The sequence below is a fragment of the Streptomyces sp. ISL-12 genome (assembly GCF_018614415.1).
In the GTDB taxonomy this organism is placed as follows: Bacteria; Actinomycetota; Actinomycetes; order Streptomycetales; family Streptomycetaceae; genus Streptomyces.
Genome location: NZ_JAGGOO010000016.1, coordinates 17,166 through 43,657, shown reverse-complemented (window position 1 = coordinate 43,657; position 26,492 = coordinate 17,166). Strand labels below are relative to the sequence as shown.

26 protein-coding genes are annotated in these 26,492 nt (G+C 72.3%); 6 read left to right on the top strand and 20 right to left on the bottom strand.

Going from position 1 to position 26,492, the window contains the following annotated elements; translation table 11 throughout:
• Positions 1–19 precede the first annotated feature (19 nt).
• The 8 genes from J7I94_RS04770 to J7I94_RS04740 form a co-directional block, all read right to left on the bottom strand.
• Positions 20–1,096, bottom strand: a complete 1,077-nt coding sequence (locus J7I94_RS04770) for an iron chelate uptake ABC transporter family permease subunit (RefSeq protein WP_215165333.1) — start codon at positions 1,094–1,096, stop codon at positions 20–22.
• Positions 1,093–2,082 (bottom strand): iron ABC transporter permease, encoded by a 990-nt coding sequence (locus J7I94_RS04765; RefSeq protein WP_215165332.1) that lies wholly within the window; start codon positions 2,080–2,082, stop codon positions 1,093–1,095. The genes J7I94_RS04770 and J7I94_RS04765 overlap by 4 nt, the downstream gene beginning before the upstream one ends.
• A gap of 5 nt (positions 2,083–2,087) precedes the next feature.
• Positions 2,088–2,282: a hypothetical protein gene (locus J7I94_RS39320; protein WP_308114500.1), complete on the bottom strand. Its 195-nt coding sequence runs from the start codon at positions 2,280–2,282 to the stop codon at positions 2,088–2,090.
• Complete coding sequence (locus J7I94_RS39315) at positions 2,204–3,136, bottom strand: ABC transporter substrate-binding protein (RefSeq protein WP_308114495.1); 933 nt, start codon at positions 3,134–3,136, stop codon at positions 2,204–2,206. Before J7I94_RS39315 ends, J7I94_RS39320 begins: the two co-directional genes overlap by 79 nt.
• A gap of 28 nt (positions 3,137–3,164) precedes the next feature.
• Positions 3,165–5,384 carry an MMPL family transporter gene (locus tag J7I94_RS04755; protein ID WP_215165331.1) on the bottom strand — a complete coding sequence of 740 codons (2,220 nt, stop codon included), beginning with the start codon at positions 5,382–5,384 and terminating at the stop codon, positions 3,165–3,167.
• 182 nt (positions 5,385–5,566) lie between these two features.
• Entirely contained in the window at positions 5,567–6,223 is a 657-nt protein-coding gene (locus J7I94_RS04750; RefSeq protein ID WP_215165329.1) for a LuxR family transcriptional regulator, read from the bottom strand.
• The gene (locus tag J7I94_RS04745) at positions 6,211–7,365 is read right to left on the bottom strand and encodes a sensor histidine kinase (RefSeq protein ID WP_215165327.1); all 1,155 of its coding nucleotides are present in this window, start codon (positions 7,363–7,365) and stop codon (positions 6,211–6,213) included. The genes J7I94_RS04750 and J7I94_RS04745 overlap by 13 nt, the downstream gene beginning before the upstream one ends.
• 69 nt (positions 7,366–7,434) lie before the next feature.
• On the bottom strand, positions 7,435–9,252 hold the full coding sequence (locus J7I94_RS04740; RefSeq protein WP_215165326.1) for an NAD(P)/FAD-dependent oxidoreductase: 1,818 nt from the start codon (positions 9,250–9,252) through the stop codon (positions 7,435–7,437).
• A gap of 171 nt (positions 9,253–9,423) precedes the next feature.
• On the opposite strand from J7I94_RS04740, the gene J7I94_RS04735 reads away from it, so the two are divergent.
• Positions 9,424–10,446: an SMP-30/gluconolactonase/LRE family protein gene (locus J7I94_RS04735; protein WP_215165325.1), complete on the top strand. Its 1,023-nt coding sequence runs from the start codon at positions 9,424–9,426 to the stop codon at positions 10,444–10,446.
• Between the two features lie 110 nt (positions 10,447–10,556).
• Here the strand turns inward: J7I94_RS04735 and J7I94_RS04730 are convergent, their stop codons facing one another.
• Positions 10,557–12,266 (bottom strand): subtype B tannase, encoded by a 1,710-nt coding sequence (locus J7I94_RS04730; protein ID WP_215165324.1) that lies wholly within the window; start codon positions 12,264–12,266, stop codon positions 10,557–10,559.
• Positions 12,267–12,740: 474 nt separating this feature from the next.
• On the opposite strand from J7I94_RS04730, the gene J7I94_RS04725 reads away from it, so the two are divergent.
• Positions 12,741–13,304 (top strand): DUF2690 domain-containing protein, encoded by a 564-nt coding sequence (locus tag J7I94_RS04725; RefSeq protein ID WP_215165323.1) that lies wholly within the window; start codon positions 12,741–12,743, stop codon positions 13,302–13,304.
• A 95-nt stretch (positions 13,305–13,399) separates the two neighbouring features.
• On the opposite strand, the gene J7I94_RS04720 is transcribed toward J7I94_RS04725, so the two are convergent.
• Entirely contained in the window at positions 13,400–14,161 is a 762-nt protein-coding gene (locus J7I94_RS04720) for a GPP34 family phosphoprotein (RefSeq protein WP_215165322.1), read from the bottom strand.
• Between the two features lie 196 nt (positions 14,162–14,357).
• Positions 14,358–14,963: a TetR/AcrR family transcriptional regulator gene (locus J7I94_RS04715; protein WP_215165321.1), complete on the bottom strand. Its 606-nt coding sequence runs from the start codon at positions 14,961–14,963 to the stop codon at positions 14,358–14,360.
• Positions 14,964–15,252: 289 nt separating this feature from the next.
• Between J7I94_RS04715 and J7I94_RS04710 the strand changes: the two genes are divergently transcribed.
• Positions 15,253–16,179 carry an alpha/beta fold hydrolase gene (locus J7I94_RS04710; RefSeq protein WP_215165320.1) on the top strand — a complete coding sequence of 309 codons (927 nt, stop codon included), beginning with the start codon at positions 15,253–15,255 and terminating at the stop codon, positions 16,177–16,179.
• Between the two features lie 724 nt (positions 16,180–16,903).
• On the opposite strand, the gene J7I94_RS04705 is transcribed toward J7I94_RS04710, so the two are convergent.
• The 6 genes from J7I94_RS04705 to J7I94_RS04680 form a co-directional block, all read right to left on the bottom strand.
• The gene (locus J7I94_RS04705; RefSeq protein WP_215165319.1) at positions 16,904–17,770 is read right to left on the bottom strand and encodes an ANTAR domain-containing protein; all 867 of its coding nucleotides are present in this window, start codon (positions 17,768–17,770) and stop codon (positions 16,904–16,906) included.
• A gap of 478 nt (positions 17,771–18,248) precedes the next feature.
• Positions 18,249–18,428: a hypothetical protein gene (locus J7I94_RS04700; RefSeq protein WP_251074662.1), complete on the bottom strand. Its 180-nt coding sequence runs from the start codon at positions 18,426–18,428 to the stop codon at positions 18,249–18,251.
• A gap of 27 nt (positions 18,429–18,455) precedes the next feature.
• Positions 18,456–19,493 carry a nitronate monooxygenase family protein gene (locus J7I94_RS04695; RefSeq protein ID WP_215165318.1) on the bottom strand — a complete coding sequence of 346 codons (1,038 nt, stop codon included), beginning with the start codon at positions 19,491–19,493 and terminating at the stop codon, positions 18,456–18,458.
• A gap of 146 nt (positions 19,494–19,639) precedes the next feature.
• Entirely contained in the window at positions 19,640–19,900 is a 261-nt protein-coding gene (locus tag J7I94_RS04690; protein ID WP_251074661.1) for a tautomerase family protein, read from the bottom strand.
• Between the two features lies 1 nt (position 19,901).
• Entirely contained in the window at positions 19,902–20,363 is a 462-nt protein-coding gene (locus J7I94_RS04685; RefSeq protein ID WP_251074660.1) for a hypothetical protein, read from the bottom strand.
• A 42-nt stretch (positions 20,364–20,405) separates the two neighbouring features.
• A complete protein-coding gene (locus J7I94_RS04680; protein WP_215165313.1) occupies positions 20,406–21,386 on the bottom strand; it encodes a pirin family protein in 981 nt (326 codons plus the stop codon).
• 87 nt (positions 21,387–21,473) lie between these two features.
• Between J7I94_RS04680 and J7I94_RS04675 the strand changes: the two genes are divergently transcribed.
• Positions 21,474–21,932 carry a carboxymuconolactone decarboxylase family protein gene (locus J7I94_RS04675; protein ID WP_251074659.1) on the top strand — a complete coding sequence of 153 codons (459 nt, stop codon included), beginning with the start codon at positions 21,474–21,476 and terminating at the stop codon, positions 21,930–21,932.
• On the opposite strand, the gene J7I94_RS04670 is transcribed toward J7I94_RS04675, so the two are convergent.
• Together J7I94_RS04670 and J7I94_RS04665 are read right to left on the bottom strand one after the other, a co-directional pair.
• Positions 21,898–22,758, bottom strand: coding sequence for an inositol monophosphatase family protein (locus tag J7I94_RS04670; protein WP_215165311.1), 861 nt, complete (start codon positions 22,756–22,758; stop codon positions 21,898–21,900). The two genes, J7I94_RS04675 and J7I94_RS04670, sit on opposite strands and share 35 nt — an antisense overlap.
• 484 nt (positions 22,759–23,242) lie before the next feature.
• The gene (locus tag J7I94_RS04665; protein ID WP_215165310.1) at positions 23,243–24,721 is read right to left on the bottom strand and encodes a glutamate-cysteine ligase family protein; all 1,479 of its coding nucleotides are present in this window, start codon (positions 24,719–24,721) and stop codon (positions 23,243–23,245) included.
• 238 nt (positions 24,722–24,959) lie between these two features.
• On the opposite strand from J7I94_RS04665, the gene J7I94_RS04660 reads away from it, so the two are divergent.
• Positions 24,960–25,310: a hypothetical protein gene (locus tag J7I94_RS04660; protein WP_215165308.1), complete on the top strand. Its 351-nt coding sequence runs from the start codon at positions 24,960–24,962 to the stop codon at positions 25,308–25,310.
• Positions 25,311–25,334: 24 nt separating this feature from the next.
• Here J7I94_RS04660 and J7I94_RS04655 read toward each other — a convergent pair whose 3' ends face one another.
• Positions 25,335–25,778: a DUF3093 domain-containing protein gene (locus J7I94_RS04655; protein WP_215165306.1), complete on the bottom strand. Its 444-nt coding sequence runs from the start codon at positions 25,776–25,778 to the stop codon at positions 25,335–25,337.
• 123 nt (positions 25,779–25,901) lie between these two features.
• On the opposite strand from J7I94_RS04655, the gene J7I94_RS04650 reads away from it, so the two are divergent.
• Positions 25,902–26,477, top strand: coding sequence for a GNAT family N-acetyltransferase (locus tag J7I94_RS04650; protein ID WP_215165475.1), 576 nt, complete (start codon positions 25,902–25,904; stop codon positions 26,475–26,477).
• Positions 26,478–26,492: the final 15 nt, after the last annotated feature.

Sequence of the window (26,492 nt, the reverse complement as noted above, 5' to 3'; positions counted from 1 at the left end):
CGCCTCTGCTGACGGTCCGTCACCTGTCCGCCCTGCGGCCGAGCAGCCACAGCAGGTACGGTCCGCCGACCAGTGCGGTCAGCGCGCCGACCGGGATCTCCAGGGGCGGCACGAGCATGCGGGCGGCCAGGTCGGCGGTGACCAGGACGACCGCTCCGGTCAGCGCGCTCGTGAGCAGCGGAAGGTACGGGGTGCGCACGAGCCGGCGGGCGAGCTGGGGTGCGGTGAGGGCGACGAAGGCGATCGGGCCCGCCGCGCCGGTCGCCGTGGCCGCGAGGGCGACGCCGAGCACCGTCAGGCCGAGGCATGCCCGGTCCACCCGTACGCCGAGCGCGGCGGCGCTTTCCTGGCCCAGGCCCATCGGGCGTGCCACCCGGCCGGCCCGGACGAGGCAGGGCAGGGACAGGAGCAGGACGACGGCCGGCGGTCCGGCCTGTTCCCAGCCCCGGCCGTTGAGGCTTCCGGTGAGCCACAGCTTGATCTGCTCGGCCGTCTCCAGTTCACCCTCGGTGAGGTACAGCTGGACGACCGCGGACAGGGCCACTCCGATCCCGACGCCGATCAGGACCAGCCGGGCCGGCCGCATGCCGCGGCGCCAGGCCAGCGCGTGGACCAGGGCCGCCGCGGCCAGGCCGCCCGCCACGGAGACGGCGGGCAGCGCGCCCGGCGACGCGATCGTGCCGGTCGCCAGGGCGAGCACCGTCGCCGCTGCGGCGCCGTGACTCACGCCGATGACGTCCGGGCTGGCCAGCGGGTTGCGGGTGACCGTCTGCACGAGCGCGCCGGACAGACCGAGAGCGGCGCCCACGAGCGCGCCCAGCACGATGCGGGGAAGGCGGAGTTCGCCCACCACCAGGTCGTGCGGTCCCCCCTCCCCACATACAACGCGGTACACCTCGGCCGGGCCGACCCAGGTCTGGCCCGCGCAGGCGGAGAGGAGCATCACCGCGCCGAGGAGCAGGACGAGGACGGCCGCGACGGCGGTGCCGCGGCGGTGCAGGAGCAGGGAGACGCGCGGATGGGGGCGGAGGACGACGCTGCCCCTGGGCCGGGCGTCCTTCGGTACGAGGCTGGTCCCGCCGCCACCGCCCGTCATGCCGTCGCTCCCTTCTTGCGCACCAGCGCCACCAGTACCGGCGCGCCCACCAGTGCGGTCATCACCCCGGCGGGGACCTCGGCCGGCGCCCGCACCACACGCCCCGCCACGTCGGCGGCGAGCAGCAACGCCGCGCCGAGGAGCGCGGACAGGGGCAGCAGCACACGGTGCGGGGCGTTGCGGGTGAGGCGTCGGGCGAGGTGGGGAACGGCCAGGCCCACGAAGGCGACCGGCCCCGCCGCGGCCACCGCGGCGGCGGTCAGCAGGGCCGCCCCGAGTGCGGCGGCCCCCCGTACGAGACGCACCCGGTGCCCCAGGGCCCGCGCGGTCTCGTCGCCCAGGGCCAGCGCGTCCAGCCCCCGCGCGCACAGCAGCACCAGTACCAGTCCCGCCGCCAGGAACGGCAGCATCCGTACGACGCTGTCGGCGTCGCGCCCGCTGACGGCACCCACCTGCCAGAAGCGGAACTGGTCGAGGGTGGCCGAGCTGGAGGTCAGGACGACGGTCGTGGCTCCCGCGGTCATCGCCGACAGAGCCGTACCGGCCAGGGCCAGTTTCACCGGTGACGCCCCGCCCCGGCCTCGTGCGGCGATGGCGTACACCAGGCACGCGGCGGCGACCGCACCGGCGAAGGCGTACCAGACGTAGCCGGCGAAGCCGTGTGCGAGACCGAGGGAGATGGCGATGACGACACCGGCCGCGGCGCCCTGGCTCAGGCCGAGGATGCCGGGGTCGGCGAGCGGGTTGCGGGTGACCGCCTGGAGGGTGGCTCCGGACAGGCCGAGCGCGGCACCGGCCGTCAGTCCCACTTCGGTGCGGGGCAGCCGCAGTGACCGTACGACGAGGGCGTCGGGTGACGTCGTGCCGCGCAGCAGCGCGTCGAGCACCGCGGCCGGCGGCACGGCGCGGGTGCCGATGGCGAGGCTGAGGACGACCGCGGCGGCCGTCGCGAGGACGGCCGCCGGCCAGACGAGACGGCGCGCCAAGGCCGCTACTCGCCGAGCTTCTCGGAGAGTTCGGTGACGACCAGCCGCGCGGCGGCCGGCCCGGCGTTGAGGTACCAGGGGTCGTCGTCCACCTTGACGGTGTGTCCGGCCCGGACGGCGCTCATCGACTTCCACAGCGGTCCGGCCAGGACAGTGGCGGCGTCCGTCTCCGTGGCGTCGCCCTGGACCGAGTAGAAGATCCAGTCGGCGTCGGCGGTGTCGATCTTCTCGGCGCTGATGTCCTGCGAGATCGCGGTGAACCGCTGCGACTTCGGCCGGGCCAGTCCCATGTCGACGGCGAGGGAGCCGGTGAAGGAGGAGACACCGAACATGCGGGTGCGGTCCGGGGTGAAACGCCCATGGAAACGGTCGGGTCCCCCGCGACGGCCGCCCCCTTGGTCTGCGCGTCCTCGACGATGTCGTCGAGGAGCTGCCGAGCGGCCCGGCCCTTGCCGATGGCGTCGCCGACGAGCAGCAGGTCACGCTTCCAGTTGACGCCCTGGCCGGCGGTGACCACGGTGGGCGCGATCTTCGACAGTTTCGGGTAGAGGTCGCCGAGGGAGTCGTTGACCAGGATCAGGTCGGGCCCGGCGGCGGCGAGCGACTCCAGGTTGGGCGCCTGCCGGGTGCCGGCGTCCGTCATCGCGGCGAGGCCGGACTTGTACTGGGGGAAGGTGTCCGTCAAGTAGTCCGGGACCAGTCCGGCGTTGTCGGCGCGGGTGGAGGCCGTCGGGACGACGCCGAGGCTCAGCAGGTCGTCCAGCTGGCCCGTGGAGAGGACCGCGATCTTCTCGGGTTCCGCCTCGATGGTGGTGCTGCCCTGGAAGTGGTCGACCGTGCGCGGGAACACCCCGTCGGTCTCCTGGTCCGAACCCATGCCGTCGGCAAGGGTGCTGGGCGCGGCGGACGGCCCCTCGGACGCACCGGCCACCAGGCTCCGGTCGCCGTCCGCCCCCGCGGCGGTTCCGGAACCGGAACCGGACGAGCATCCGGTCGACAGCCCTATGACGACAGTGGACACGCCCAGGGCGGCCTTCCACTTCCATACACGCACGACAACACTCCCGTTAGTTAGGCAAGGCTCACCTTATACGGGTCAGGTCGGGCGACGGCACCACGGTGGGATGCTCCCGGGTGAGCCGCCCGCCCTCCACGTCGAGGTCGGGCAGGAGCCGCTCCAGCCGGCGCGGCAGGCGCCACGCCCGGTCGCCCAGCAGGGCGAGCACCGCGGGCACGACGGCCATGCGGACGACGAAGGCGTCGAAGAGGATCGCGACGGCGAGGCCGAAGCCGATCACCTTGATCATGGACTCGACCGAGCCGACGAAGCCCGAGAACACCGCGGTCATGATCAGCGCCGCGGCGACCACCACCCGGGAGCTGGAGCGGAAGCCGGACACGACGGCCTGGCCGGGCCGCTCCCCGTGGACGTACGCCTCACGGACCCGGGAGACCAGGAACACCTCGTAGTCCATGGCCAGTCCGAAGACGATGCCCACCAGGAAGATCGGCATCATGCTCATGATGGGACCGGTCTGTTCCAGGCCGATCAGTTCGGCGCCGTACCCGTGCTGGAAGACCATGACCACGGCGCCCAGCGCGGCCAGGACGGAGAGCAGATAGCCCAGCGCCGCCTTGAGCGGGACGAGGAGGGAGCGGAAGACCAGCAGCAGGAGCACGACGGCCAGGCCCACCACGACGGTCAGGTAGGGCACCAGCGCCGACCGGCACTTCTCCGCGAAGTCGATGTTCACCGCGGTGCTGCCGGTGATCCGGTACGTGGCGCCCACCCTCACCTCCACGGCCGGGCGGTCGCCGCGGAGGGTCTTCACCAGGTCGATCGTGGCCGCGTCGGTGGGAGCGGTGGACGGGACGGCGGTGACGACGGCCGTGTCGCGGGCCTCGTTGAACCGGGCCGGGGAGACGGACACGATCCCGTCGGTGGCGGCGATCCTCCGGGAGATCATCTCCACGGCGGCTTCGGGGTCGTCGGTGCCCTCGGTGTCCACCACGATGGAGAGCGGGCCGTTGAAGCCGGGGCCGAAGCCCTCGGCCAGGGCGTCGTAGGCGCGGCGTTCGGTGGTGGACGTGGGCTCGGCCTCGGCACCGGGCATGCCCAGCCGCAGACCGGCCGCCGGGACGGCCAGCGCGCCCAGGCCGACCACGCCCAGCAGCAGCACGGGAAGGGGGCGGCGCACCACGAGGCGGGCCCAACGGCTGCCGCGGTTGTCCTCCGTGCCGCCGTGGTCGCGCTCGGCGCCCTTCGCTCCCCTCGCCTTCCTCCGTGTCCGGCGGGCGAGGACCGCGTCGGGCCAGAAGCCCAGCAGGGCCGGCACCAGGGTGAGGCAGATCAGGACGGCGACGACGACCGCTCCCGCGGCGGTGAGGCCCATCTTGGTGAGCATCGGGATGCCCGCCACGGTCAGCCCGGCGAGGGCGATGACCACGGTCAGACCGGCGAAGAGCACGGCCGATCCGGCGGTGCCGGTGGCGAGTGCGGCGGCCTCCCGCGGGACGTGTCCCCTGCCGCGCTCCTCGCGGTAGCGGGAGACGACGAACAGCGCGTAGTCGATGCCGCAGGCCAGTCCGAGCATGGACGCGAGCGTGCCGGTGGTCGGCGAGAGGCCGAAGGTGCTGCCGAGGGCGGTGACGCCGGTCATGCCGATGCCGACACCGATGACCGCGGTGAGCAGGGGCAGTCCCGCCGCGGCCATGGAGCCGAAGGTGACCAGCAGGACCACCGAGGCCACCAGGAGCCCGACCGCCTCGGCCGACCGGCCCTCCGCGGGCTGGGTGGCCAGGGCGTCACCGCCGGTCTCGACGGTCAGGCCGGTGTCCCGGGCCCGGGCGACGGCCCGCTCCAGGTGCTCCCTGCTCGCCTCGGTCAGGTCCGCGGCCTCCGCCTCGAAGGTCACGGTGGAGTACGCGGTGGAGCCGTCCGCGCTGACGGCCTGGGCCCGGAACGGGTCGACGGCTTGGACCACTTGCGAGCCGCCCCCGGCTTCGACGACCAGCTTCTCGATGGCCGCCTTGTGCCGTGTGGCGGTGACCTTCTCCCCGTCGGGTGCGACGAAGACGAGCCGGGCGCTCGCGCCGTGGGCGCCCGAATCCGGGAAGCGCTCGTCCATCAGGTCGTACGCCCGCTGCGACTCCAGGCCCGGCAGGGCGAACCCGTCGTCAGGAGGGGCCGGCGCCTGGGCGGCGGCGAAACCGGTGCCGGCCAGGACGGCCAGCCACAGGAACGTGACGAGCCGGCGCCACCGGAAGGCCCAACGGCCGGTGCGGTACAGGAAAGTTGCCATGGCGGAAGGACGCCTCCACATCAGCGGAACGGAGCACGGGACAGGGCAGGGCCCGGCGTCCGTCGTGGCGGACGCCGGGGCGGCGTGTCCTGGTGTGCTCTCCACGATCCCGTCCGGCGAGCGCCACGACGAGGGAGTCCTCTCCCGGACCGGTGGTGCAGCGGCCTACACCACCGGGCAGGTCACCCGGCCGAGCGCGGGTCCTTCAGATACGTCAGGACCGCGAGCACCCTGCGGTGGCCGCTGTCGCTGGGCGGCAGGCCCAGCTTGAGGAAGACGTTGCCGATGTGCTTGCTCACCGAACGTTCCGTCACCACCAGGGCCTTGGCGATGGTGCCGTTGTCGTGTCCCTCCGCCATCAGCTCCAGCACCTCGCGTTCGCGCGGTGTCAGCGAGTCCAGCGGCGAGTCACGGCGGCGGGTCAGCAGCTCGGTGACGACCTCGGGGTCCAGGGCCGTGCCGCCGGCGGCGACCCGCTCCAGGGCGTCGAGGAACTCGTCGACGCGTCCGACGCGGTCCTTGAGCAGGTAGCCGACGCCGCTGCCGCCGCCGCTCAGCAACTCGGCGGCGTAGGACTCCTCGACGTACTGGGAGAGCACCAGTACGGGCAGGTCCGGGAGGTGTTCGCGGGCGGCGAGCGCCGCGCGCAGTCCCTCGTCGCGGAAGGCGGGCGGCATGCGTACGTCGAGCACGGCGGCGTCCGGCCGGTGTTCCAGCAGGGCGGGCAGGATCTCCGGGCCGGTGGCGGCGACGGCGGCGACCTCGTGTCCGCAGGACGTGAGCAGGAGGACCAGCCCTTCGCGCAGCAGTGCGTTGTCTTCGGCGATCACCACACGCACGGCAGCTCCACGGCAACGACGGTCGGTCCTCCTGCAGGACTGCTCACCGTCACCGTACCGTCCAGCGCGGCCACCCGGCGGCGGATGCCGAGCAGCCCGGTGCCGCTGGTCTCGTCCGCGCCGCCCGCGCCTTCGTCCCGCACGGTCAGCCGCAGACCGGTGCGCACCCGCGCCAGGTGGACGCGGGCACGGGACGAGCCGCTGTGCTTCGCCGCGTTGGTCAGGGCCTCGGCCACGGCGAAGTACGCGGCCGCCTCCACCGCGGCGGGTGCGCGGGGGCCGTCGTCGGCCAGCCCCTCGATGTCGACGGCCACGTCGAGTCCGCTGCCGGCCGCCAGGGCCCGGACCGCCCCGGCCAGCCCCCGGTCCGACAGGATCGGGGGCTGGATGGTGCGTACCACGTGGCGCAGTTCGGTCAAGGCCCGCTCTGCCTGGTCGCGCGCCTCGACGAGGAGTTCGCGTGCCGTCCCGGGGGCGCTGTCGTAGGCGCGCAGGGCGAGTCCCAGCCGCATGGACAGGGACACCAGGTGCGCCTGTGTGCCGTCGTGCAGATCGCGTTCGATGCGGCGCAGTTCCGCCGCGTGCGCGGCGACGGCACCCGCTCGGGTCTGGGTGAGTTCGTCGACCCGGGCCGCCAGTCGTGCCTGCGGGGAGGGCTTGAGCAGGGCCGTCGACCAGGCGGCCTCCAGGTCCGCGAGCCGGCTGATCAGCGGCAGGACGACCGGGTGCCGTCGCAGCAGGCCGCACCAGACTCCGTCGACGAGCAGACCGAGCGGCCACAGCGGGAGGGCCAGCAGGCCCGTCCAGCCGTAGACGTAGAAGGCCGCCGCCCAGATCAGGTCGGAGCGGGTACCGGGGTCGCGCAGCGCGGCGCGCAGGCGCCGCCGGAGCGGGCCGGTGATCGGCTGGTAGGCCTGGGCGACCTCGTCGCCCGTCCACAGGCCGGTCAGGTACCGTTTCGCGCCGGCGACACGGCGGATCAGGAGCACCGTCTCGGGGATCAGCCAGACGCCCGCGCCGATCAGTGTCCCGGCCACGGCGACGCAGATCACGCTGATGAACAGGCACATGGCGAAGACCAGCGCCATCGACCTGCACAGGTGGACGGTGGCCCGCGCGGCCCGCACGATCGCTTTCCCCATGCCGCTCACATTAGGCGGACGGGACACATCGGGCGGGAGAGTCCGCTTCCCCGTGCGGGGTGCAGCGGGCTACACCTTCCGGTCCGCCGTGGCGGCCCTGGCGCGGAGCACCTCGTCCACGGACTCGTCCCGCCAGCGCCTGAGCAGGTCGTGGAAGGCGGCCGCGCCGTGCGGGTAGGCGGTCGGGCCGTTCGGCCGGCCGCGCCCCTCGGCGTTGTAGTAGCCGGGGGTGCACTCGGCGTGGAACCACTCGTGGTCGGGGGCGTCCTGGGCGCACACGGCGAGCCAGGCGTCCTCGGCCTCACGGGACGGTTCGACGACGGCGCCCCTGGCCTCGGCCGCGGAGATCAACGCGGCGGCGTGGACGGCGTGTTCGTCCAGGACGTGGGTGTAGTTGACGCTGCTGGCGCTCTGCGTGCCGCCGAGCTGGATCAGGTTGGGGAACCCGTTGCTGGTGAACCCGTGCAGGGTACGCGGGCCGTGGGCGCGCCAGGCGTCCTGGAGCCGGACGCCGCCGCGGCCGGTGACGGGCAGCCGGCCCGAGTGGACGCCGGAGACGCCGACGGAGAATCCGGTGGCGAAGATCAGGCAGTCCAGCTCGTACTCGGTGTCGCCGACGACCACACCGCGCTCGGTCATCCGCTCGATGCCGTGGGTGTCGGCGGTGTCGACGAGGGTGACGTTGTCCCGGTTGAACGCCTGGAGGTACAGGTCGGAGAAGGTCGGGCGCTTGCACGCGTACCGGTACCAGGGCTTGAGCTTCTCCGCCGTCTCCGGGTCGGTGACCGTCTCGTCGACCCGGGCGCGGATCTCGTTCATCTTGGCGGCGTCTGCGGCCTCGTAGGCCGCCTCGAACACCTCCCGGTCGCCCTGGCGGCGGAAGCTCGGCACGAGCTTCTCCAGCAGACCGGCCGACGACGTCCAGCGGTCCGCCACCAGGTCCTGGTCGACCTGTTCGCCGGAGACGATCCTGAGGAAGTTGTCCCGGCGCTCGGTCGCCCAGCCCGGGCGGTCGGCGCCGACGTCCCGGGCGGTGGTGCGGCGGTTGGCGCGCACGTCCACGGTGGAGGGGGTGCGCTGGAAGACGTAGAGGTGTCCGGCGTCCTCGGCGAGCTTCGGGACGACCTGAATGCCGGTGGCGCCGGTGCCGACCACGCCCACGCGCTTGTCCGCGAGGCCGGTGAGTCCGCCGTCCGGGGTGCCGCCGGTGTAGCCGTAGTCCCAGCGCGACGTGTGGAAGGTGTGGCCCCGGTACGTCTCGATGCCGGGGATGCCGGGCAGCTTCAGCTCGGAGAGGGTGCCGGTGGCCGTGACGACGTACGTGGCCCGGAACTTGTCGCCCCGGTCAGTGGTGACGATCCACGTCTCGGAGGTGTCGTCCCAGGTCAGCGACGTGACCGCGGTGGAGAACAGCGCGTCGGCGTAGAGGTCGGACTTCTCGGCGATCCGCACCGCGTGCCGGCGGATCTCCTCACCGGGCGCGTACTTCCACTCGGGTACGTAGCCGGTCTCGTCGAGCATCGGCAGGTACACGTGCGCCTCGATGTCGCAGTGGATGCCGGGGTACCGGTTCCAGTACCAGGTCCCGCCGAAGTCACCGCCCTTCTCGATGACACGGACCCGTCGCACGCCCTTCTGGCGCAGTCGCGCACCGGCGAGGATGCCGCCGAAGCCGCCGCCGACGACCGCGACGTCCACCCGGTCCCGCACCGGCTCGCGCTCGGCGGGCTCCCCCGCGTACGGGTCGGCGGCGTAGTAACCGAACTCCGCGTCGGCGCCGAGGTACTGGCGTACGCCGTCGGGGCGCACACGCCGCTCCCGTTCGAGCCGGTACCGCTCCCGCAGTGCGGCGAGTTCCTCGCCGGAGAGGGCGGGTGACTGTTCCATGTGGGGGCCTCATTCCTTCCGGTTCGCTGCCGAAGAGTCACCTCACCCGTGAACTGGGCACGGAGTCGTATGACTTGAGCAGCCATGCACTACCGTAACAACAACCGGACAGTGTTGTCCGGTGGGCTTGTGGTTGCTTCCGCATACTTTCGGACAGGAAGAGTGATTCGCATGCGACGGTTTCCGATCCGGTCTCTCGCCGGTCTCACCGCGGCCGGTGCGCTGACCCTCACGGGCTGCGGTACGCAGACGAGCGGGTCCGCGGCGGACCCGGGCGGCGCCGGGACGGACCGCACCCTCCGCGCGCAGCAGGTCATGCGGCTGACGCAGACGCACCAGCAGGCCGGGATGACCTTGCTGGAGGGCCCGGTCTTCGACGAGGACGGGAGGCTGCTCGTCGTCGACGTCACCGCGCCGGCCGGCGAGCCGAAGGTGCTGCGCGTCGACGTCCGGAAAAAGACCTCGGAGCAGGTGTACACCGACGACCGCGGCGCCTACACCTCGGCCCAGTTCAGCCCGTACGACGGACGGATCTACCTGACCGACTTCGCGCACGGCGACATCGTGAGCCTGGCGCCGGACGGCGGTGATCCGCGGACCTTCTTCTCCGGCGAGGTCGACGGCGCGCGGATGAACCCCGACGACCTCGCCTTCGACCAGGAGGGCAACCTGTACGTCAGCGACTCACGCGGCATGTCCGAGGGGGAGGCGAAGGGCCGCGTGGTGCGGATCGACCGCGCGGGGAAGGACGCCACCGTCCTGGCCGACGGTCTGGCCGCCCCGAACGGCATCTCCTTCGACGCGGACTACCGCGGGCTGTGGTTCAGCGAACTGACCCAGAACCGCATCTCGTACCTGCTCCTCGACGGCGAGGGCGCGGTGGCGTCGCGCCACACCGCCGTCCGGGTCGACGGCGGGGTCGCCCAGACCGACTCGATCGCGGTGGACGCGGACGGCAACCTCTACCAAGGGCTGCACGGCCGGCCCGCGATGGCGGTCTACAGCGAGAACGGCGACCGTCTGGCGACCGTGGAGGTGCCGGCCCGCGCCGCCGAAGGACTGGAGTCGGCGACCAACGTCGCCATCGCCCCCGGCGGACGGAAGGCGTACATGACCGTCAGCGGGCCGGACGGCGGTTACCTGTACACCTTCGACGCGCTGGCGGAAGGGGTCCGGCAGTCCAACGGCGGCTGACGCCACCGCCCGCGCCCACTCCCCGGCCGATCGCCCCCGGCCCGCCGTGCCGCGACGCCGTGTGACGTCGCGGCACCGGTCCTCGGCGGTCGCGCCCCGCACCCGGACTGTCAGCGGTGGCTGGAGGAAAGCGGGTCACCGGCCGCACGGACGACGTCGGCGATCCAGGTCATGGCCTCGGGTACGTCGTAGTTGCCCGCGTGCGGCTGGTTCCAGGCGAGCAGGTAGTCCAGGTTCTCGACCTGCCGGTCGGAGGCGAGCGCGCGGTCGAGGTTGACCGAGACGGTGAACGCGGTGTCCCGGTCGCGGGTGCCGTGACGCACGTACCAGTTCGGCGCGGTGTCGGCACTGGTACCGACGAAGTCCATCGGGTTCAGGAGGTGGACCTGGTCGTCGACGGCGGTGCTCTTCTCGGCGGTGTACTGATCCCAGGTGAGGCCGGTGTCGTCGAGACCGCTGCCGTCGCCGGCGACGTCGTTGTGGTTCCAGCTGTACTCGGTGTAGTTCATGTACTTCCGCGTCGGCGGGCCGAAGAGGTCGGTCTCGGTGCCGCTGGTGGTGTTCCCGTCGACGCCGACGGCGTCGAAGGCGGGGGTCGTCTTGAGCGTGGCCTGGGTGGCGACGAAGGAGAGGTACTTCTCCATGTCGACGGAACGCACCGTGCCGGTGGTGTCGTCGACGTCGATCCAGTCGTTGACGTACGACTTCGTGGTGGGCGAGCCGCCGGGGGCGCCGGACGTGATCTCGAAGGTGCCGCCCAGCGGCGGGATGGTGTGGGCGGGGTCGGCCTCCAGGTAGGTCTCGGCGGAACGGACGACCTCCTTCTCGATGGTGTCGAGCATCGTCGCGGCGGTGAGCCGGGAGCCGTCCGGGTTGCGCAGCCCGAGACTCTTCTCGTACGCGGCGAACCGGGCCGCCAGCTCCGTGGCCGCCTCCGGTGAGGCGTTGGAGCCGGTGGCGTCGCGGGTACCGAGGGCGTTGTACAGCCACTCGTAGGCGATGTCGGCGTTGCCGAGGTCGGTGATCGGGCAGTACGCGTTGACGGCGAAGACGTCGTCGCGCAGGGTGCTGCGGCCCTTGGCGTCGATGCCGGCGGCGCCGATCGCGGCGAGGTAGGGGGTGTACTCGGCGCTGTTGCCGGAGGCGCCCAGGATCGACACCAGCGCGCCTCCGCCGCTGGTGCCGTTGATGACGATCCGCTCCGCGCTGCCGGGCATCGCGGCGTCGTTGAGGCGCAGGTAGCGCACGGCGGCTTTGGCGTCGACCACCGCCGCGGGGGCCTTGCCGGGGGCCGAGCCGTCGGCGCCGACCAGTCCGCGGCTGCGGTTGGCGACGTCGGCGAAGACGTAACCGGCCTTCAGGGCGGCGCCGACGTTGCTGGTCGAGCTGTTGTACGAGGTGCCGGCGGTGACACTGGCGCGGACGTAACTCGCCTTCCAGCCACTGTTGTTGACGGCGAAGTAGACCGGCGCCCGCTGGTCCCCGAAGGCACTCTCGGGGACGAACACGTTCATGCTCTGGTAGCCGCAGGCGGTGTTGGGGATGGTGGTGCCGCCGCCACCGGGACCGCCGGGCTGCTGGGCCGCCGCCGCGACCGGGTCGGCGACGTAACAGATCTCCTTGTACCAGCGCACGTTCATCGGCCGGCCGTCGACCGTGACGGTGATCGTGGTGTAGGCGGCGGAGTCGAAGTCCAGCGCGGCGTCCTGGGGATCCGCGGCTTTGCCGCGGTGCTGCGCGGCGGACGCGCCGGTGGCGGCCGCCGCGACGGAGGTCGGCACCACGGCGGCCGTGAGCGCGAGGGCACCCGCGAGTGCCATGCCTCTCAGGAGATGGGTGCGGGCCACCGGGCGTCCGTCCCGCGGCCCTCTCGGGTGGGTGAGTGCCTCGCGTCCGGTGGACACGGAGTGCGGCTGCATGGAGTCTCCCCTCATCGAGCACCAAGTGCCTCGCCGATGCCTCGGGCCGAGGCGAGACGCACGCTACAAGATTGTTAACAATATGCACAGCAATCTCGCGGACTTTTTCCGGCGGTCGACGGCGACGGCGAGCCGGGGCCGTGCGCCGGTCGTCCAGGGTGTCGCGCCGGGTGGTCATGCTCCGGCTTCACACCTCGCGGGGCGACCGTGCGCCCCGTTACCCGGTACGGCGGGGGTCGTTGCCCACGCAAAAGGCGCGTGAGCAGGGGGAACGCGTGAGCCGCGCATGCCGCGCGTGCATCCCGATCCGCGCCGCCCCCCCCTGACACCGCGGGGTGAGTTCTCCCTCCCCGTCCAGAGCACCAAGGCGGTCCCATGACGACGAGCAGCACCGACAACAGCTCCGCAACGTCCCCCGAGCCGGCCACCCAGCCGTCCGACCCCCGGCCCGAAGGCGGGCGCAGGTGGAACAGCGCGACCACCGTGGCCTACGCCGTGGCGATCGTCAGCGCCGTGGCGGCTGCCGTCCTGTCCCCGCTGGGGGAGCACGTCATCAACACGTTCCTGGCGGAACCGGCCTGCCCGGGTGAGGCATGCGACGGGAAGAACCCCGGCAAGCAGGGCTGCGACGGCGACGCGCGCACGTTCGAGCCGGCCGCCGGGAACCCCGCCGAACTCCAGCTCCGCTACAGCGAGGAGTGCCAGGCGGTGTGGGCGAAGATCGAGCGCGGCAGCAAGGGGGACCTGGTCACGGTCGAGGCGGCCGGGGGCGCCGAGCGCGCCGCCGAGATCGACTACGGCGACGACCAGTACACCCACATGGTACGGGTGGGCGACGGCGAGTTCGAGGTCACCGCCTGCGCGGTCCCCAAGCCCGGCGGCAAGAGCACGTACGACTACTACTGCGTCCACGGGACCGAGGCGACCGCGTGGCAGTGACCGCACGCCGAGGACGACCAGCATGCCTCCGACGAGCAGGAGCGCGCCGCCCCTGACGCCTCGGGAGCCGCGCCCCGGCGGCGGCTCCCGAGGCGTCAGCTCGTGACGACCGTCGTCGTCACCACCACCGCGATGATCGCCGTCAGCGCGTCCTCCGCGGCCTTCACGACGTGACGCACCGCCGCCGCGGACCACCGGTCCTGTGAGACCGACTCCATGGCCGCCTCGACCCGGCGCGCGTCGGCGTCCGCAAAGGCCAGGCGGTGCAGTTTCGCCCCGTGCAGGAGGGCGACCAGGCTCGCCGTACGCTCGTCCGGCGCCGCGCCCGACAGGACGACCGCGTCGAGGCGCTGCCGCACCGCCGCCTCCACCGAGCCGTCGGCCTCCGGATAGCGGCGCACGGGGAAGAGGCCGAGCACTTTCTTCTTCTCCTCCCGAACCAGCCCCTTCGCGATCAAGCTCGCTCGGGCCCGGGCCACGGCGTCCGTCCTCAGCCGGTGGATCCAGTCCTTGGTGCCGCCCGGCTCCTGCCGGCCGACGACGGCGTCGAGCGCGGCGTCGAGGGCCGGCTCGCCCAGCGGCGTCGCGTCGACGACGGTGACCATGTCATCGGTCACGTCGATCCGGCGGGCCAGGGCGAGTTCCACCAGCGCGGCCGCGGCGACGGCCGGGGCGACCTTCGCCGGCTCCGCGGCGGTGCCGGACTCGTCGTCCAGGGAGAGGAGCAGGAGCTGCTCGCCCAGAGTGGCCGAGGCTGCCTCGGAGGTCTCCGTGGCGGTTGCCGGGGGCAGGGCCATCACTGTGTCCGTTCCTTCGGTGCCTGGGTGGGGCCGGTCGTCGGTGCTGAGGATCTTCACCTCTCCTCTCTGGGACGCGCCTACCCGAACCGCCGTTCCCGCGTCACCGTGAACACGGAGGAACAGGCCGGCGTGGGCCCCCTCCTACGTGGCATCTTCGCCCGTCCGTGCACGGGTCTGTCGAACGACCGGTACCGGGGTGGTGGGGACTGGGTCATCGATGCGTATTCCATGACCGGGAGCCGCACCGACCGGTTCACAGTCCCCCGGTCTGGTTGCGCGCGCGCAACGCCTGCGAGAGCGCGTCGACGGTCACGTCCACGATGGCCAGGAGCTGTGCCGGGCTCGCCCCGGCTCTGCTCATGACAGCGAGGGACTGGTTAACGGCCGCCACGTGCACAGCGAAGGCCTCGGCGTCCTGGCCGGTCATCCGGCCCGCCTCCAACGCGGCGCGCAGACGCAGGCGCTGGAGGCCGAGCGCCTGCCTGGCGTGCGCCGCGACGGCCGGGCTCAGCACGGGAATCGCCATGGCCGACTGGGCGATCAGGCATCCGTCGGGCAGTTCGGGATCGGCGATGCGCTCAAGGGTGACGTCGAAGAACGCGCGGACCGCCGCAACGGGCCCGGAGACCGCACACGCCAGGGCGGCGTCGTACTTGTCGCCGTAGCGCGTGGCGTAACGATCCAGGCAGCGCAGGAACAGCGTGTCCTTGTCGCCGAGCGAGGAGTAGATCGAGCTGCGGTTCAGGCCGGTGGTCCGGGACAGGTCGTCGACCGAGGTGTCGGCGTAGCCGGCGCGCCAGAACTGGATCATCGCGGCGTCGAGCACCGTGTCCATGTCGAACTGCTTCTTGCCTGCCACGTGGCACTTCCCTGCTGGTGTGTCGGTGTTCCCGTCGCTGCCCGCCATCTTATCTTGAACTGAACGTTTCAAGATGTGTTAGCCTCCAGGCATGATCGTGACCGGGCGTCCCCCGCAAACCGGGGCGGCGCGCGGCAGGCGCCCCACCCCCACCGTCGGCTCAGGTCGTCGCACCGCCGGCCATCCCGCGACCCGAATTCCGAGCACCGCATGGCCGCCGTCGTCAGCCGCATCGCCCTCACGGGCCCGGCCCTCGGCCGGACCGCCGGACCAGCACACCCCGACACCGATGGAGGACCCCATGACCGTCTCCGCGAGCAACCCCGTCCCTGACCTGCCCCTGCACGACCTGGCCGGATTCACCCACCGCTGGGTCGACGCGGGCGGCATCCGCCTTCATGCCGTCGAAGGCGGCCGACCGGACGGTCCGGCTGTCGTCCTGCTCGCCGGGTTCCCGCAGACCTGGCGGGCCTGGCGCAAGGTCATGCCCGGCCTCGCCCGCCGGTTCCGCGTCATCGCGGTCGACCTGCCGGGCCAGGGCCACTCCGAGCGCCCGGAGCGCGGCTACGACACCCACACGGTCGCCGCCCACGTCCACGCCGCCGTCAAGGCGCTCGGGGTGCCGGCCTACTGGCTGGCCGCCCACGACATCGGCGCCTGGGTCGCCTTCTCCCTCGCCCTCGGCTATGAGAGTCAACTGCGCGGGGTCGTCCTGCTCGACGCCGCAATTCCCGGCATCACCCTCCCGGAGACGATTCCCACCGACCCGGCCCAGGCGTGGAAGACCTGGCATTTCGCGTTCCACCTCGTGCCCGACCTGCCCGAGACCCTGCTCGCCGGCCGCGAACGGGAGTACGTCGGCTGGTTCCTGAAGGCGAAGGCCCTCGCTCCCGGCACGTTCGACGACGCGGACCTCGACCACTACGCGGCGGCCCTCGCAGCCGACGGCGGCCTCCGCGCCTCCCTCGCCTACTACCGGGACGCCGCCGAGTCGGCGCGCAGGAACCACCAGGCGCTCGACCGGCAGCACCTGACCCTGCCCGTCCTCGGAATATCCAGCAGCCACGGCTCCATCCCGGACATGGCGGCCTCCATCAGCCCCTGGGCCGACAACACCACCGGAGTCATCGTGCCCGGCGCCGGGCACTTCATCCCCGACGAGCAGCCCGAAGCCGTCGCTGGCGCGATAGCCGACTTCATCGCCGACGGCGACTGACACCGCTCAGGTGCGAGCGGACTGCCCCGCATCGTCGGCGTCTCATGCGCCAACGTCCACGACAGCGAAGGGCTGAGGCAGCCGATGCCGAACGCTTGCGCCGACGCAGGTGGGTGATCGAGCGCACGTCGTCGTGGTTGTCCGGCCACCACAGACCTCGCCCCCGTCGGCCGACCTCACGGACGTAGGCCGACGCGGTCGCGGTGCTCTCTGTCCGACACCGGCGTTCCGCCCAGCGGACCGGACGCTGGTGATCCGCATGCCTCGCGGACACAGTGCGGAGCATGACCGAACCAAGCAATCATCGACGCGCTCTGCGACACTCCCTGCCCCGAGTTCGGCATGGGAAACGGCAAGCAGCGCATCGAACCAATCCTGGACCTCTACGCCGAGGACGCCATCCGGGAGGGTGCCGGAGGGCGCTACGACAACCAGTGGCGCCGCGGTGCGCGCGGCCCGCGAGGCGTTCGACGCGTCCGAATGGGCGGCTCCTGCGGAAGTAACGAGCGGATGGCTGTTCAGCCAGTTCTCCGTACGCGGCCCGGTTGTGGTGAAAGCGTGAACCCACGCGTGACCGGGTCCGGTTGTCGGGGACCGTCTGTGGGGTTGTCGCGAGGGGATCGCTTGGGCAGTCAGGTGAGAGCCGTCACCTCGCGAGAGCCGGCAGCTTTGCGTCCGCCGTTTCCCGGACCACCGAGAACTGCGGACGCAGCCCCGCACAACGTCAGTGGTGCGCGCTGACGGCTTGGGCGTGGAGGCGTTCCAGGGCGTCCAGGACGACGGTGTGCCAGTGCCAGGACAGCCAGCGGCCGACGTCGGTTCCCGTCTGCTGCAGGGCGTGGAGCTGGGCGCTGGTGAAGCCGGCCAGGGGGCGTTCGTGGTGGGAGGAGACCATGCCCAGCACTCCGCCCTTGCCGTTCGTCAGAGGGACGCTGTGAGCAGCCCGGCTGCCTGCCTGCAGGATGGCGAAACGGGACGCCTCGTCGAACACGTCCGCGGTCGCCACATCCCGCACCGTGACCTGCCGGCGTTCGGCGGCCGCCTGCGAGCAGGCGGTGGTGGGGGCGTCGACGAAGGCGAAGAAGTCGGTGAAGTACGTGTTCAGGCCGGTGTGCCGGGCCAGATGGAGCCGACCGCTCTCCGCCAGCTGGACGTTGCCCATCGGCGTCTGCGTGATCGACAGCACCCGGTGCAGCGCCGCCTTCAGGACGGCACCCTGGCTGCCTCGCGAGCCCCGGTCCAGGCTCAGGCCCGGCAGCCGGGGCGGGCTGACACGCGCCCGGCCGGGAAACCATAAGGGCGCGTCCTGGTCCGGGGCGGGCGTGCGGACAACGGCGTCGGCGAGCGTGTGCAGCTTGATGTTCGACTGCTGCGAAACCGTTCTCAGTAGTTCGAACGCCTGATCAGCAGAGGCCAGGTGGTACCGCTTGGCCAGCACGTTCTGAGCACGACCGACACCTGCATGGCCCAGACCCCGGTTGCGCAGATCGAGCTCTTCCTGCGCCCAGCGCGGATCCCACTGGACAGGACGGGAGCCAGACGGTGTCGCCGGAGTGATTCCTTCATCCGGGTGCCAGGGAAGCTGACCCATAGGGAGGCTCCAATTGCGGGACGGCGGGCAGCAGCAACACCGCAACCGGCTCCTTTCGGGCCGGCCGCGGGCAGCACCTGCTTCCCAAGCACTCCGACCGGAGCCTAACCGACAGCCACTTGCCCGACGCAAACCACCCCGAGCTCGAACTCCGGACACCTGGCGGCCACCCCGTCGGAAAACCCGCGCGCGCTCACAGCAGCACAGCAGTGGGGCGCGGCGCTGGACGGCGCGCTGCCCCGGCTCCGGCGATCGCCCAGAGCGCTCGCCGCGACCGGTCGGCATTCGGACGCCGGCCGTCAGCCCGCCGCCCGTGCTGCGCCGTGGACCTGCGCCGTGAACCTGCCCCGGAACATGAACGGATGCGATGACGAACTCGCTGCGCACGCGGCGCGGCATGCGGTTCAAGGGGATCCGCCGGTCCTGATCGGGCTTGTCGTACTCCACAGCGGTCGTGATGTCCTCACACGCACCGTCGTCAGTCCCGCGCCACCACACGGAGCGTCTTGAGCGACGGGTCGGCCGCGTCCGGGATCAGGACCCCGTGCTCGACGCCGCTGCGCAGACAGTCCAGTACCTCGTCGGTGATGACCTCACCGGGAGCGACGACAGACACCCCCGGCGGGGACGGGCTGATCATCTCGTGGCTGGGATTCATGGGTGACGGGGCAGGGACGCGGCGGATTCACAGCCCGGCCGCGAGGCGGGTGAGAGTCTGGGCGGCGGGTTCGTCGCGGGCCCGGCGGTGGCCGGTTCCGGCCCACAGGGGCATGAGATCGGTGTCGTGCGCGGCGGTTGCTGCTTTACGCAGCCGGCTGGTGAGGTGGTGGAGCGCCGGGTAGCCGAGGGGGGCGGAGCGTTCGAAGGTGTCGGTGAAGCGGTTGCGCAGGGCGCGGGCCGGGCGGCCCGTGAAGACACGGGTCAGCGTGGTGTCCGTGAAGGCCGGGTCGACAAGGGCTGCCTTGTGGGGCGTGGAGGCGCCGCTCTCGTGGGTGCGCAGGAGAAGAGTGCCGACCATGGCGGCGTGGGCGCCGGCGCGTAGAGCGGCGGCGGTGTCTGCGGGGGTGGCGATGCCACCGGTGGCGATCACTGGCAGGGGGACGGTGTGCCGCACGTCGCTGACCAGGTCGGGCAGGTCGATGGGAGTGAGGGGCCGGTCCGGGGTGAAGGTGGCGGAGTGCCCGACGGCTGCCGGGGCCTGGACGATCAGCAGGTCCGCGCCGGTCTCGGCGGCGGCGAGGGCTTCGGCGGGGCTGGTGACGGTCTGGGCGACCAGGCTGCCCGTCCCCTGCAGAGCGCGGACGGTGTCCGGGTGGGGCAGACCGAAGGTGAACGAGACGAGCGGGACCGGCACTTCCAGCAACAGGTCGGTCTTGTCCGACCAGGCGTCATCGTCCTCGTTGGCGGGCTCGAGCTCGACGGTCAGGTCGACGCCGTAGCGCTCGGCTTCCAGAATGAGGGCGTGGACGTAGCCACGGTAGGCATGTGAGGTGACCGGTATGGGGTTGTGGGCGAAGAGGTTGACGCCGAAGTCCACACCGCTCGCCCGCACTTCGGCGATCTGCGCGGCGAGGTCGGCGGGGGATCTGTCGCCGCCCGCGAGAAACCCGAGCCCACCGGCGCGGGCAGCGGCCTGGACCAGGGCGGGGGTACTGGGACCGCCGTCCATCGGGGCGGCCCATACAGGCAGGTCGGCGGTGAGAGAGGCCAGGCCACGGGGCATGGCGGAACTCCTTGGGCGAGGTCGCCCTCGGCGTACTGGGCACGGCCGTCGGCGAACGACCGATCGTCGGGGCCGTTCTCGAAGTAGCTGATGAATAGATCCGTGCCGCCGATACCGACCGCCTCGAGTCGTTCGGCAAGCGTGCGTTACAGGCCCTGCTTGTCGTCGGCGCTGAGGCCGCGCTGGGTGAAGATGTGGACGATGGCTGTGCCGTCTCCGGTGCGCTGGAAGACGGGCCCGGCGTCGAGGGCGGTGATCTCGTCGGCGTCGTGCTGGGTGACGATGTGGAACCGGTCGCGCTCGGGGATCTTCAGCGCGTCGACGAGGGACTGCCGGACGGCGTCGGCGATGGCCCGCACGGCTTCCGGGCTGCGCCCGCGGATCAGGTCGATACGTACGAGGGGCATGTCACGTGTCCTGGGCGGGCTGGTAGTGCGGTAGTGGTTGGCCGTCAGGGGCATGGGGCAGGGGCGTAGGGCCACCGTGGTGCCCGTGCGGCACGGCGTGGAGCAGGGGGGCCAGAGCGGCCTCGTATAAGGCCAGTTCGAGCTCCGCCGGGCCCTCGGAGAAGTAAGTCCAGCCGTCGTAGCGGGCAGACAGCACGATGTCCGCGCCCAGGACCGCTGCCGCCGTTGCGGCCCGTCGGCTGTCCAGGGACAGCGGGCGGCCGTCGAACTTCGCCGGCACACGTGCGGTGCCCGCCTGCAGCACCGCCGCGTCGATGTGCGCGACCCGGCGGGAGATCTCGGCCACGGTGCGGATCGAGGCGTTGTCCCCGCTGACGTAGAGGGCAGGAAGCCCCTGTCCGGACAGGACGAACCCGATCATCTCGCAGCGCTCACGCCACAGCAGCAGGCACCCATCGTCCATCCAGGCTTCGTGGTCGCCGGGAAGGGACTCATACCTGCCTGGTCAGGGTCGGTTTCGCCGGGGTCTCATGGGGACCGTCGGCAGCGCGGGAGCGGGCAGCGGATCACCGTCGTACCCCTCCACCACCCCGAACCGCCGGCCTTCCGTCCAGTCCTGCCGGGCCTGAGCGATCTCTTCTGACGACCGCCCGATGAAGTTCCACCACATGATGATCTCCTCCTCGAACGGCGGCCCGCCGAGCAGGACCGTGCGGGACGGTTCGGGAGAGTCGTTGTGGAGGGTCAGGGTGTCGGTGCCGGGGGGTACGTAGCCCAGTTCGGCGAGGTGCAACGCGGTGCCGTTCAGGTGCGGTTCGCCCTGGTCGACCAGGAGGCCGTGCTCGAAGGCGGGGTCGACGGGCAGGGTGACCGTGGTGTGCGGGGCGAGGGTGACTTCCGCGCCGAGGAGGGGCGTGAAGGTCCGTACCGGTGAGACGGAACCGGCCAGGGAGCCGAGGAAGACGCTGACCTGGGCTCCGTCGATGTGCACGGGTTCGGGCGCGTAGTGCTGGAAGTCCCGGTCGGTGTCGCGGTGTTCGGACGGGAGGGCCACCCACAGCTGGACGCCGTGCAGGACGGTGGTCCGCGGGGTGGACACCTCCGAGTGGCAGATGCCGTGGCCGCCGGTCATGAGGTTGAGCTCGCCGGGGCGGACGTAGGCGTGGGTGCCGAGGCTGTCCCGGTGTTCGATCTCACCGCTGAACAGCCAGCTGACCGTCTGCAGGCCGATGTGGGGGTGGGGCGCGACGTCCATGCCGCCGGTGCGGGCCACGTCGTCGGGGCCGTAGTGGTCGGCGAAGCACCAGGCGCCGATCAGGGACCGGGCCCGCTGCGGCAGGGTGCGGCGGACCGTCATGGCCCGCGGGCCGCCCAGAGGGACGTCGCGCGGGGTGAGGACGTCGACCCGGCCTTCCTCCGGCCCTCGGCCGTCGTCCTTCGTGGGTCCGCAGCGGGTCCGTGCGGGTTCCGTCTCGACGTTGCTCATCGATGACCACCTCCGCCCCTCATGCTACTTTCATCTTCAATCACTTGCCCGCTCGCCCTGGCGGCGGCGCCTCCCAGGGAGTCCGAGTTGAGCAGCCGTGTCTTCGTCGACAAGCAGAGCCCCGAGGCGTACCGGGTGCTGGTGCGGACGTCGGAGGCGGTCCGGACGGTCGCCGACGAAGCGGGTCTTGACCGGATTCTGGTGGAGCTGGTCAACCTGCGGGTGTCGCAGATCAACGGCTGCGCCTTCTGTCTGCACGTCCACACCCGTGCCGCACTGCGCGCGGGTGAGACGACGCAGCGGCTCGGCGTGCTGGCCGCCTGGCGGGAGGCCGGGCTGTTCGACGACGTGGAGCGCGCGGCGCTCGGGCTCGCGGAGGCCACCACCGCGCCGGCCGACCTCCCCGCACAGGAGGCCGCCTACGCCGTGGCCCGCGCGGTCCTCACCGACGCGCAGATATCGGCGGTGATCTGGATCGCGGTGACCATCAACGCGTTCAACCGGGTCTCCGTCATGAGCCGGCATCCGGTGCCGCCGGAGCGGTGACCGCGTCCGCCGCCGTGGTCAGTACGTCGGCCAGTTCGGCGCCCAGTTCCGGGGTGGCGGCGACGATGCCCGACCAGCGGCGGGTGAGGTCGGTGTCGAAGACCAGGGGGCGGCCCCGGGCGTCGAGGACCACTCCCCCGGCGCGCGGCACCATCACGGCCGCCGCGGCCAGGTCCACCAGCCGGTGGGTGTCGGAGCAGGCGTCGGCGAAGGCGTCGGTGGCGCCCTCGGCGACCAGCGCGGCCTCCAGGCAGGTGGTGGACAGGATGCGGACGCGGGCGGCACGGGAGGCGGCGGCCCACCAGGCGGCGGCCGGGCCGGGCTCGGCCGTGTGCGGGCGGAGCAGGGACAGGGCCGCACCGGACAGTTCCCGGCGGCCGGAGGTGCGGTACGGGACCGGCTGGTCGCGGTGGGCCCACCAGGCGCGGCCGGTGTCGAGCCACACCGTGTACGCCTCGGTGAACTCGCCGTCGATCGCCACGGCGGCGGCGAACGCGGTCAGCGGGACCCCGGCGGCACCGTTGGCGGAACCGTCGAGGGGGTCGATGACCAGGGACACGGCGCTGGCGTGGTCGAGCCATCCGCTCTCCTCGGAGAGGATGTTGACGCCGTGCGGGCGCAGCGCGTCGATCACCGCGTCCTCGACCAGGCGGTCGATGCGCATGGTGGGGGTGCCGTCGGCGCCGGTCGCCACGGACTCGGCGAGGGTGGCGCGGTCGTGCGCGGCGCGGGCGGCCGTATAGGCGTCGAGGGCGGCGCGCGCGGCGGCGGTGAGGGCCGGGTGGACGGCCGGGTCGGTGGCGGCAGTGGTGGTGCGTGTCGTCATGGTGGTCACCGTCCTGGGGTGCTGGGGAGCCGGGCGACGGAGACCGGGGCGCGTCGCCGTCCCGGGACTCCTCCGCGAGCAGGGGCATGCGTACGGTGGGCCGGCCGGCGTCGGCGGTGACGGCGACCGGGTCGGCGCGGGACCCCGGAAGGCGGGCCGCCCCGGTCGGTGAGCCCGGCGGGGCGGGCGGCGCCCGAGGTGAGCAGGGCCACGGCCGAGTGCAGTGGTATCACGCCGTGCGTGCGCCGCGAGGCCCAGGACCGCGGCGAGTGGTCGGGCCACCCCCCTTTTTTCGCCTGCTTCCGCTTCGGCCTCCGCGCTTGAGATCACCATGACGACAGGGGCTGCCACCTGCGGATTCGGGTAAGAGTGCCGTGCGCCGTCGGCACGGTCGCCGTCAGTGGGACCGGTCGCGGCAGCCCGGGGCGGGGCCGGATCCGGTCCGGGCCGCCGGGTGGGCCGGGACATCGGTGGGCCGGTGGCGTCAGTCGACCGGCCAGGTGTGCACCGGGGCGTTGAGGTGCATGTAGTCGATGTACTGCAGGGTCATCAGCCGCAGCGCCTCGTGGCGGTCGCAGTGGGCCGAGGCGCGGATGTGGTGGAACATCTCCTTCTGCCACGTCGCCCCGTTGCGGCCGGTGACACACCGCTGCTCGATGACGCCGAGCAGCGGCTCGCGCCAGGCCGCGTCCATGCCGGAGAGTCCGAGACCGTGGTGGGCCAGCGGCAGCAGCCGGCGCAGGACGAGTTCGGCGACGGGCACCTCGCCCGTTCCGGGCCAGTACAGCCGTGCCTCGATGCCGTGCCGGGCCGCGGCGTGCAGGTTCTCCTCCGCCGCCGCGAAGGACATCCGGGACCACACCGGGCGTTCCTCCTCGACCAGGGCGCGCGTGAGTCCGTAGTAGAAGGCGCCGTTGGCGAGGGTGTCGGCGACGGTGGGGCCGGCCGGCAGGACGCGGTTCTCCACGCGTACGTGCGGGCGGTCGCCGGCGACGGCGTAGACGGGGCGGTTCCAGCGGTAGATGGTGCCGTTGTGCAGGGTGAGTTCGCCGAGTTCGGGGATGTCACCGCGGTCGAGTGTCTCGGTGGGGCTCTGTTCGTCGCACAGCGGGAGCAGGGCCGGGAAGTAGCGCAGGTTCTCCTCGAAGAGGTCGAAGACGCTGGTGATCCAGCGTTCCCCGAACCAGACGCGGGGCCGTACGCCCTGCACCTTGATCTCCTCGGGGCGGGTGTCGGTGGCCTGCTCGAAGAGGGGGATGCGGGTCTCGTGCCAGAGTTCCTTGCCGAAGAGGAAGGGCGAGTTGGCGGCCAGCGCGACCTGGACGCCGGCGATCGCCTGGGCCGCGTTCCAGTAGCCGGCGAACTCGTCCGGTGACACCTGGAGGTGGAACTGCGTGCTGGTGCAGGCCGCCTCCGGGGTGATGGTGTCCGCGTAGGTGCGCAACCGGTCGTCTCCGTCCACCTCGATGCGCAGGTCCTCGCCGCGGGCCGCGAAGATCTGGTCGTTGAGCAGGCGGTAGCGCGGGTTCTCCGACAGGGCGGCGTCGCCGGCGTCCTCCTGGCGGAGGGTGGGGAGGATGCCGGTCATGATCAACTGGGTGCCGACCGACCTGGCGCGCTCGTCGGCGTGGTTCAGCGCGGCCCGGATCTCGGACTCCCAGGCGTCGGGACCGCCCGCCGTCAGACTTCGCGGCGGGATGTTGACCTCCAGGTTGAAGCGGCCCAGCTCGGTGTCCCAGGCCGGGTCCGCGATCGCCTCCAGCGCGTCGCTGTTGCGCATCGCGGGCTCGCCCTCGGCGTCGACCAGGTTCAGTTCGATCTCCAGCCCCACCTGGGGCCGCCCCGACTCGAACCGTGACTCGCGCAGCATCTGGGCGAACGCGTCGAGGCACTCCTGCATCTTGATGCGGTAGCGGCGGCGGTCCTCTCGGGTGAAGACCAGAGCCGGAACGTCCCGTCCCATCGGCTTCCTTCCGGGTTCTCCTCCCAGCGTCGCACCGCCGGACGACTCCCACCAGACGGGACGGCCCCGCCTGCGGACTGTCGGCCCTGCCCAGGGCCGGTGCCGTACGCCGTCCGGGTGAACGGTGGTGCGGGACCGCCGGCGTGCGGGTCCGAGACCGCGGGGCATCGTGGGCGGTTCTCGGGGCACTCTCACTGCCGGAGACACCGGGCATGAACGGTGGGGATCGGAGGCTGCCATGCTGTCGTACCGTCTGGAGCACGAGGTGCTGGTCATCACGGTGGAGCGGGACCCCGGGATCGGCGGCCGGGCCGGCCTGGCGAGCCGGATCACGGATCTGGTCGACGCCCACCGGCCGAGCCCGGTGGTCGTCGTCATCGATGACCGGGCGGCGGGCAGCGCGGCGGTCAGTGCCGTGCTCCGGGCCCATCAGTTCTGCGCCCGGCTCGGCATCCTCATGTCCGTGGTCACCCACAGCGCGCCGCTGCGCCGTCTGCTGGAGGCCGACGGCAGCACCCGCGGGCCGCGGCTGGTGGTGCACGCCCGCACGGACACGGCGATCGCCGGCAGCTTCGCCGCGGCGGCCTGATCCGCCGGGCGCCTTCCCGCGTCGTCAGCGGCGCGCGAAGGACAGTACCGCGAGGAGTGTGGCGGGCCGGCGGGTGGAGAGGTACAGGTAGGGCGCGGGGCGGTGCGGGTCGTCGAGTTCGATGCGCACGGCGGTCGGGACATAGCCGCGCAGCAGCATCGCCGCGGACACGTCGGCCCGCCGGGTGCGCCACAGGAACGCCTCCTCGGCGTCCAGGATCTCCACCATGCCGAGGGAGGTCAGGGGGTAGCGCAGCGAGCCCGCCCTGAGGTGACCGCCCGTCACCACGATGGCGGCGGAGCCGTAGGCGTACAGCCCCAGGGCCGTCAGGGCGACGGTGACCGCGAGGCCGCCGAGCGCGGCGGCGGGTCCGAACGGCAGCAGGACGGCGGCGGTCATCGCTCCCGGCAGGGCACTGAGCCAGAACCAGGTGCCGGGCACGGCGAGGCGTTCTTCGTACAGACGCATACCTGCCACCTTGTCAGGCCGTGGCCGCGGAACGTTGTCGGGGGACACCGCCGGCCGCGGAGTGGCTCCGGGCAGGAGGGCGAGGCGGTGGCAACGGCATCCGGCCGTGGCATCGTGGCGTTCATGACCCTCGACGTACGCCCCGCCTCGGTCTTCGAGGACATGCGGGCCCTGCTCGGCCCGAAGTCGCCGGACGCCACCGTCTGCTGGTGCCTGAGTTACCGCGTCCCGTCCAAGCTCAACAACGAGCTGCGGGGCCCGGCGCGCGGCGAGTACGCCGCCGGGCTGTGCCGGGCCGATCCACCGCCCGGGGTGCTGGCGTACGACGGTGACGAACCGGTCGGCTGGGCCGCCGTCGCTCCGCGGTCGGCCACCTCCTTCGCCCGCAGCCGCACGATCCCGCACGTCGACGACCTGCCGGTCTGGTCGCTGTGGTGCGTCCGGGTACGCCCCGGGCACCGCAGGAAGGGCGTCTCGCACGCGCTCATCGCCGGTGCCGTGGACTTCGCCCGCTCCCACGGCGCCCCGGTGATCGAGGCGTATCCCCTCGACAACGGTGACGCCAGGGTCGACATGACGATGGCGTACGCGGGGATCCGCAAGAACTTCGAACGCGCCGGGTTCACCCATGCCGCCGGCACCACCTCGGTGCTGGCCGGCCATCCCCGGGTGCTGATGCGGCTCGACCTGCGGCGCTGAACACACCGGGGCGTC

Excerpts from the sequence above, each read along its gene's own strand:
- J7I94_RS04700 (WP_251074662.1), bottom strand. The coding sequence starts at position 18,428 with ATGAATCCCAGCCACGAGATGATCAGCCCGTCCCCGCCGGGGGTGTCT.
- J7I94_RS04740 (WP_215165326.1), bottom strand. The coding sequence starts at position 9,252 with ATGGAACAGTCACCCGCCCTCTCCGGCGAGGAACTCGCCGCACTGCGG.
- J7I94_RS04725 (WP_215165323.1), top strand. The coding sequence starts at position 12,741 with ATGACGACGAGCAGCACCGACAACAGCTCCGCAACGTCCCCCGAGCCG.
- J7I94_RS04730 (WP_215165324.1), bottom strand. The coding sequence starts at position 12,266 with ATGGCACTCGCGGGTGCCCTCGCGCTCACGGCCGCCGTGGTGCCGACC.
- J7I94_RS04680 (WP_215165313.1), bottom strand. The coding sequence starts at position 21,386 with ATGAGCAACGTCGAGACGGAACCCGCACGGACCCGCTGCGGACCCACG.
- J7I94_RS04705 (WP_215165319.1), bottom strand. The coding sequence starts at position 17,770 with ATGGGTCAGCTTCCCTGGCACCCGGATGAAGGAATCACTCCGGCGACA.
- J7I94_RS04735 (WP_215165325.1), top strand. The coding sequence starts at position 9,424 with ATGCGACGGTTTCCGATCCGGTCTCTCGCCGGTCTCACCGCGGCCGGT.
- J7I94_RS04690 (WP_251074661.1), bottom strand. The coding sequence starts at position 19,900 with ATGCCCCTCGTACGTATCGACCTGATCCGCGGGCGCAGCCCGGAAGCC.
- J7I94_RS04665 (WP_215165310.1), bottom strand. The coding sequence starts at position 24,721 with ATGGGACGGGACGTTCCGGCTCTGGTCTTCACCCGAGAGGACCGCCGC.
- J7I94_RS04770 (WP_215165333.1), bottom strand. The coding sequence starts at position 1,096 with ATGACGGGCGGTGGCGGCGGGACCAGCCTCGTACCGAAGGACGCCCGG.
- J7I94_RS04695 (WP_215165318.1), bottom strand. The coding sequence starts at position 19,493 with ATGCCCCGTGGCCTGGCCTCTCTCACCGCCGACCTGCCTGTATGGGCC.
- J7I94_RS04755 (WP_215165331.1), bottom strand. The coding sequence starts at position 5,384 with ATGGCAACTTTCCTGTACCGCACCGGCCGTTGGGCCTTCCGGTGGCGC.
- J7I94_RS04710 (WP_215165320.1), top strand. The coding sequence starts at position 15,253 with ATGGAGGACCCCATGACCGTCTCCGCGAGCAACCCCGTCCCTGACCTG.
- J7I94_RS04660 (WP_215165308.1), top strand. The coding sequence starts at position 24,960 with ATGCTGTCGTACCGTCTGGAGCACGAGGTGCTGGTCATCACGGTGGAG.
- J7I94_RS04745 (WP_215165327.1), bottom strand. The coding sequence starts at position 7,365 with ATGGGGAAAGCGATCGTGCGGGCCGCGCGGGCCACCGTCCACCTGTGC.
- J7I94_RS04655 (WP_215165306.1), bottom strand. The coding sequence starts at position 25,778 with ATGCGTCTGTACGAAGAACGCCTCGCCGTGCCCGGCACCTGGTTCTGG.
- J7I94_RS04685 (WP_251074660.1), bottom strand. The coding sequence starts at position 20,363 with ATGGACGATGGGTGCCTGCTGCTGTGGCGTGAGCGCTGCGAGATGATC.
- J7I94_RS04650 (WP_215165475.1), top strand. The coding sequence starts at position 25,902 with ATGACCCTCGACGTACGCCCCGCCTCGGTCTTCGAGGACATGCGGGCC.
- J7I94_RS04670 (WP_215165311.1), bottom strand. The coding sequence starts at position 22,758 with ATGACGACACGCACCACCACTGCCGCCACCGACCCGGCCGTCCACCCG.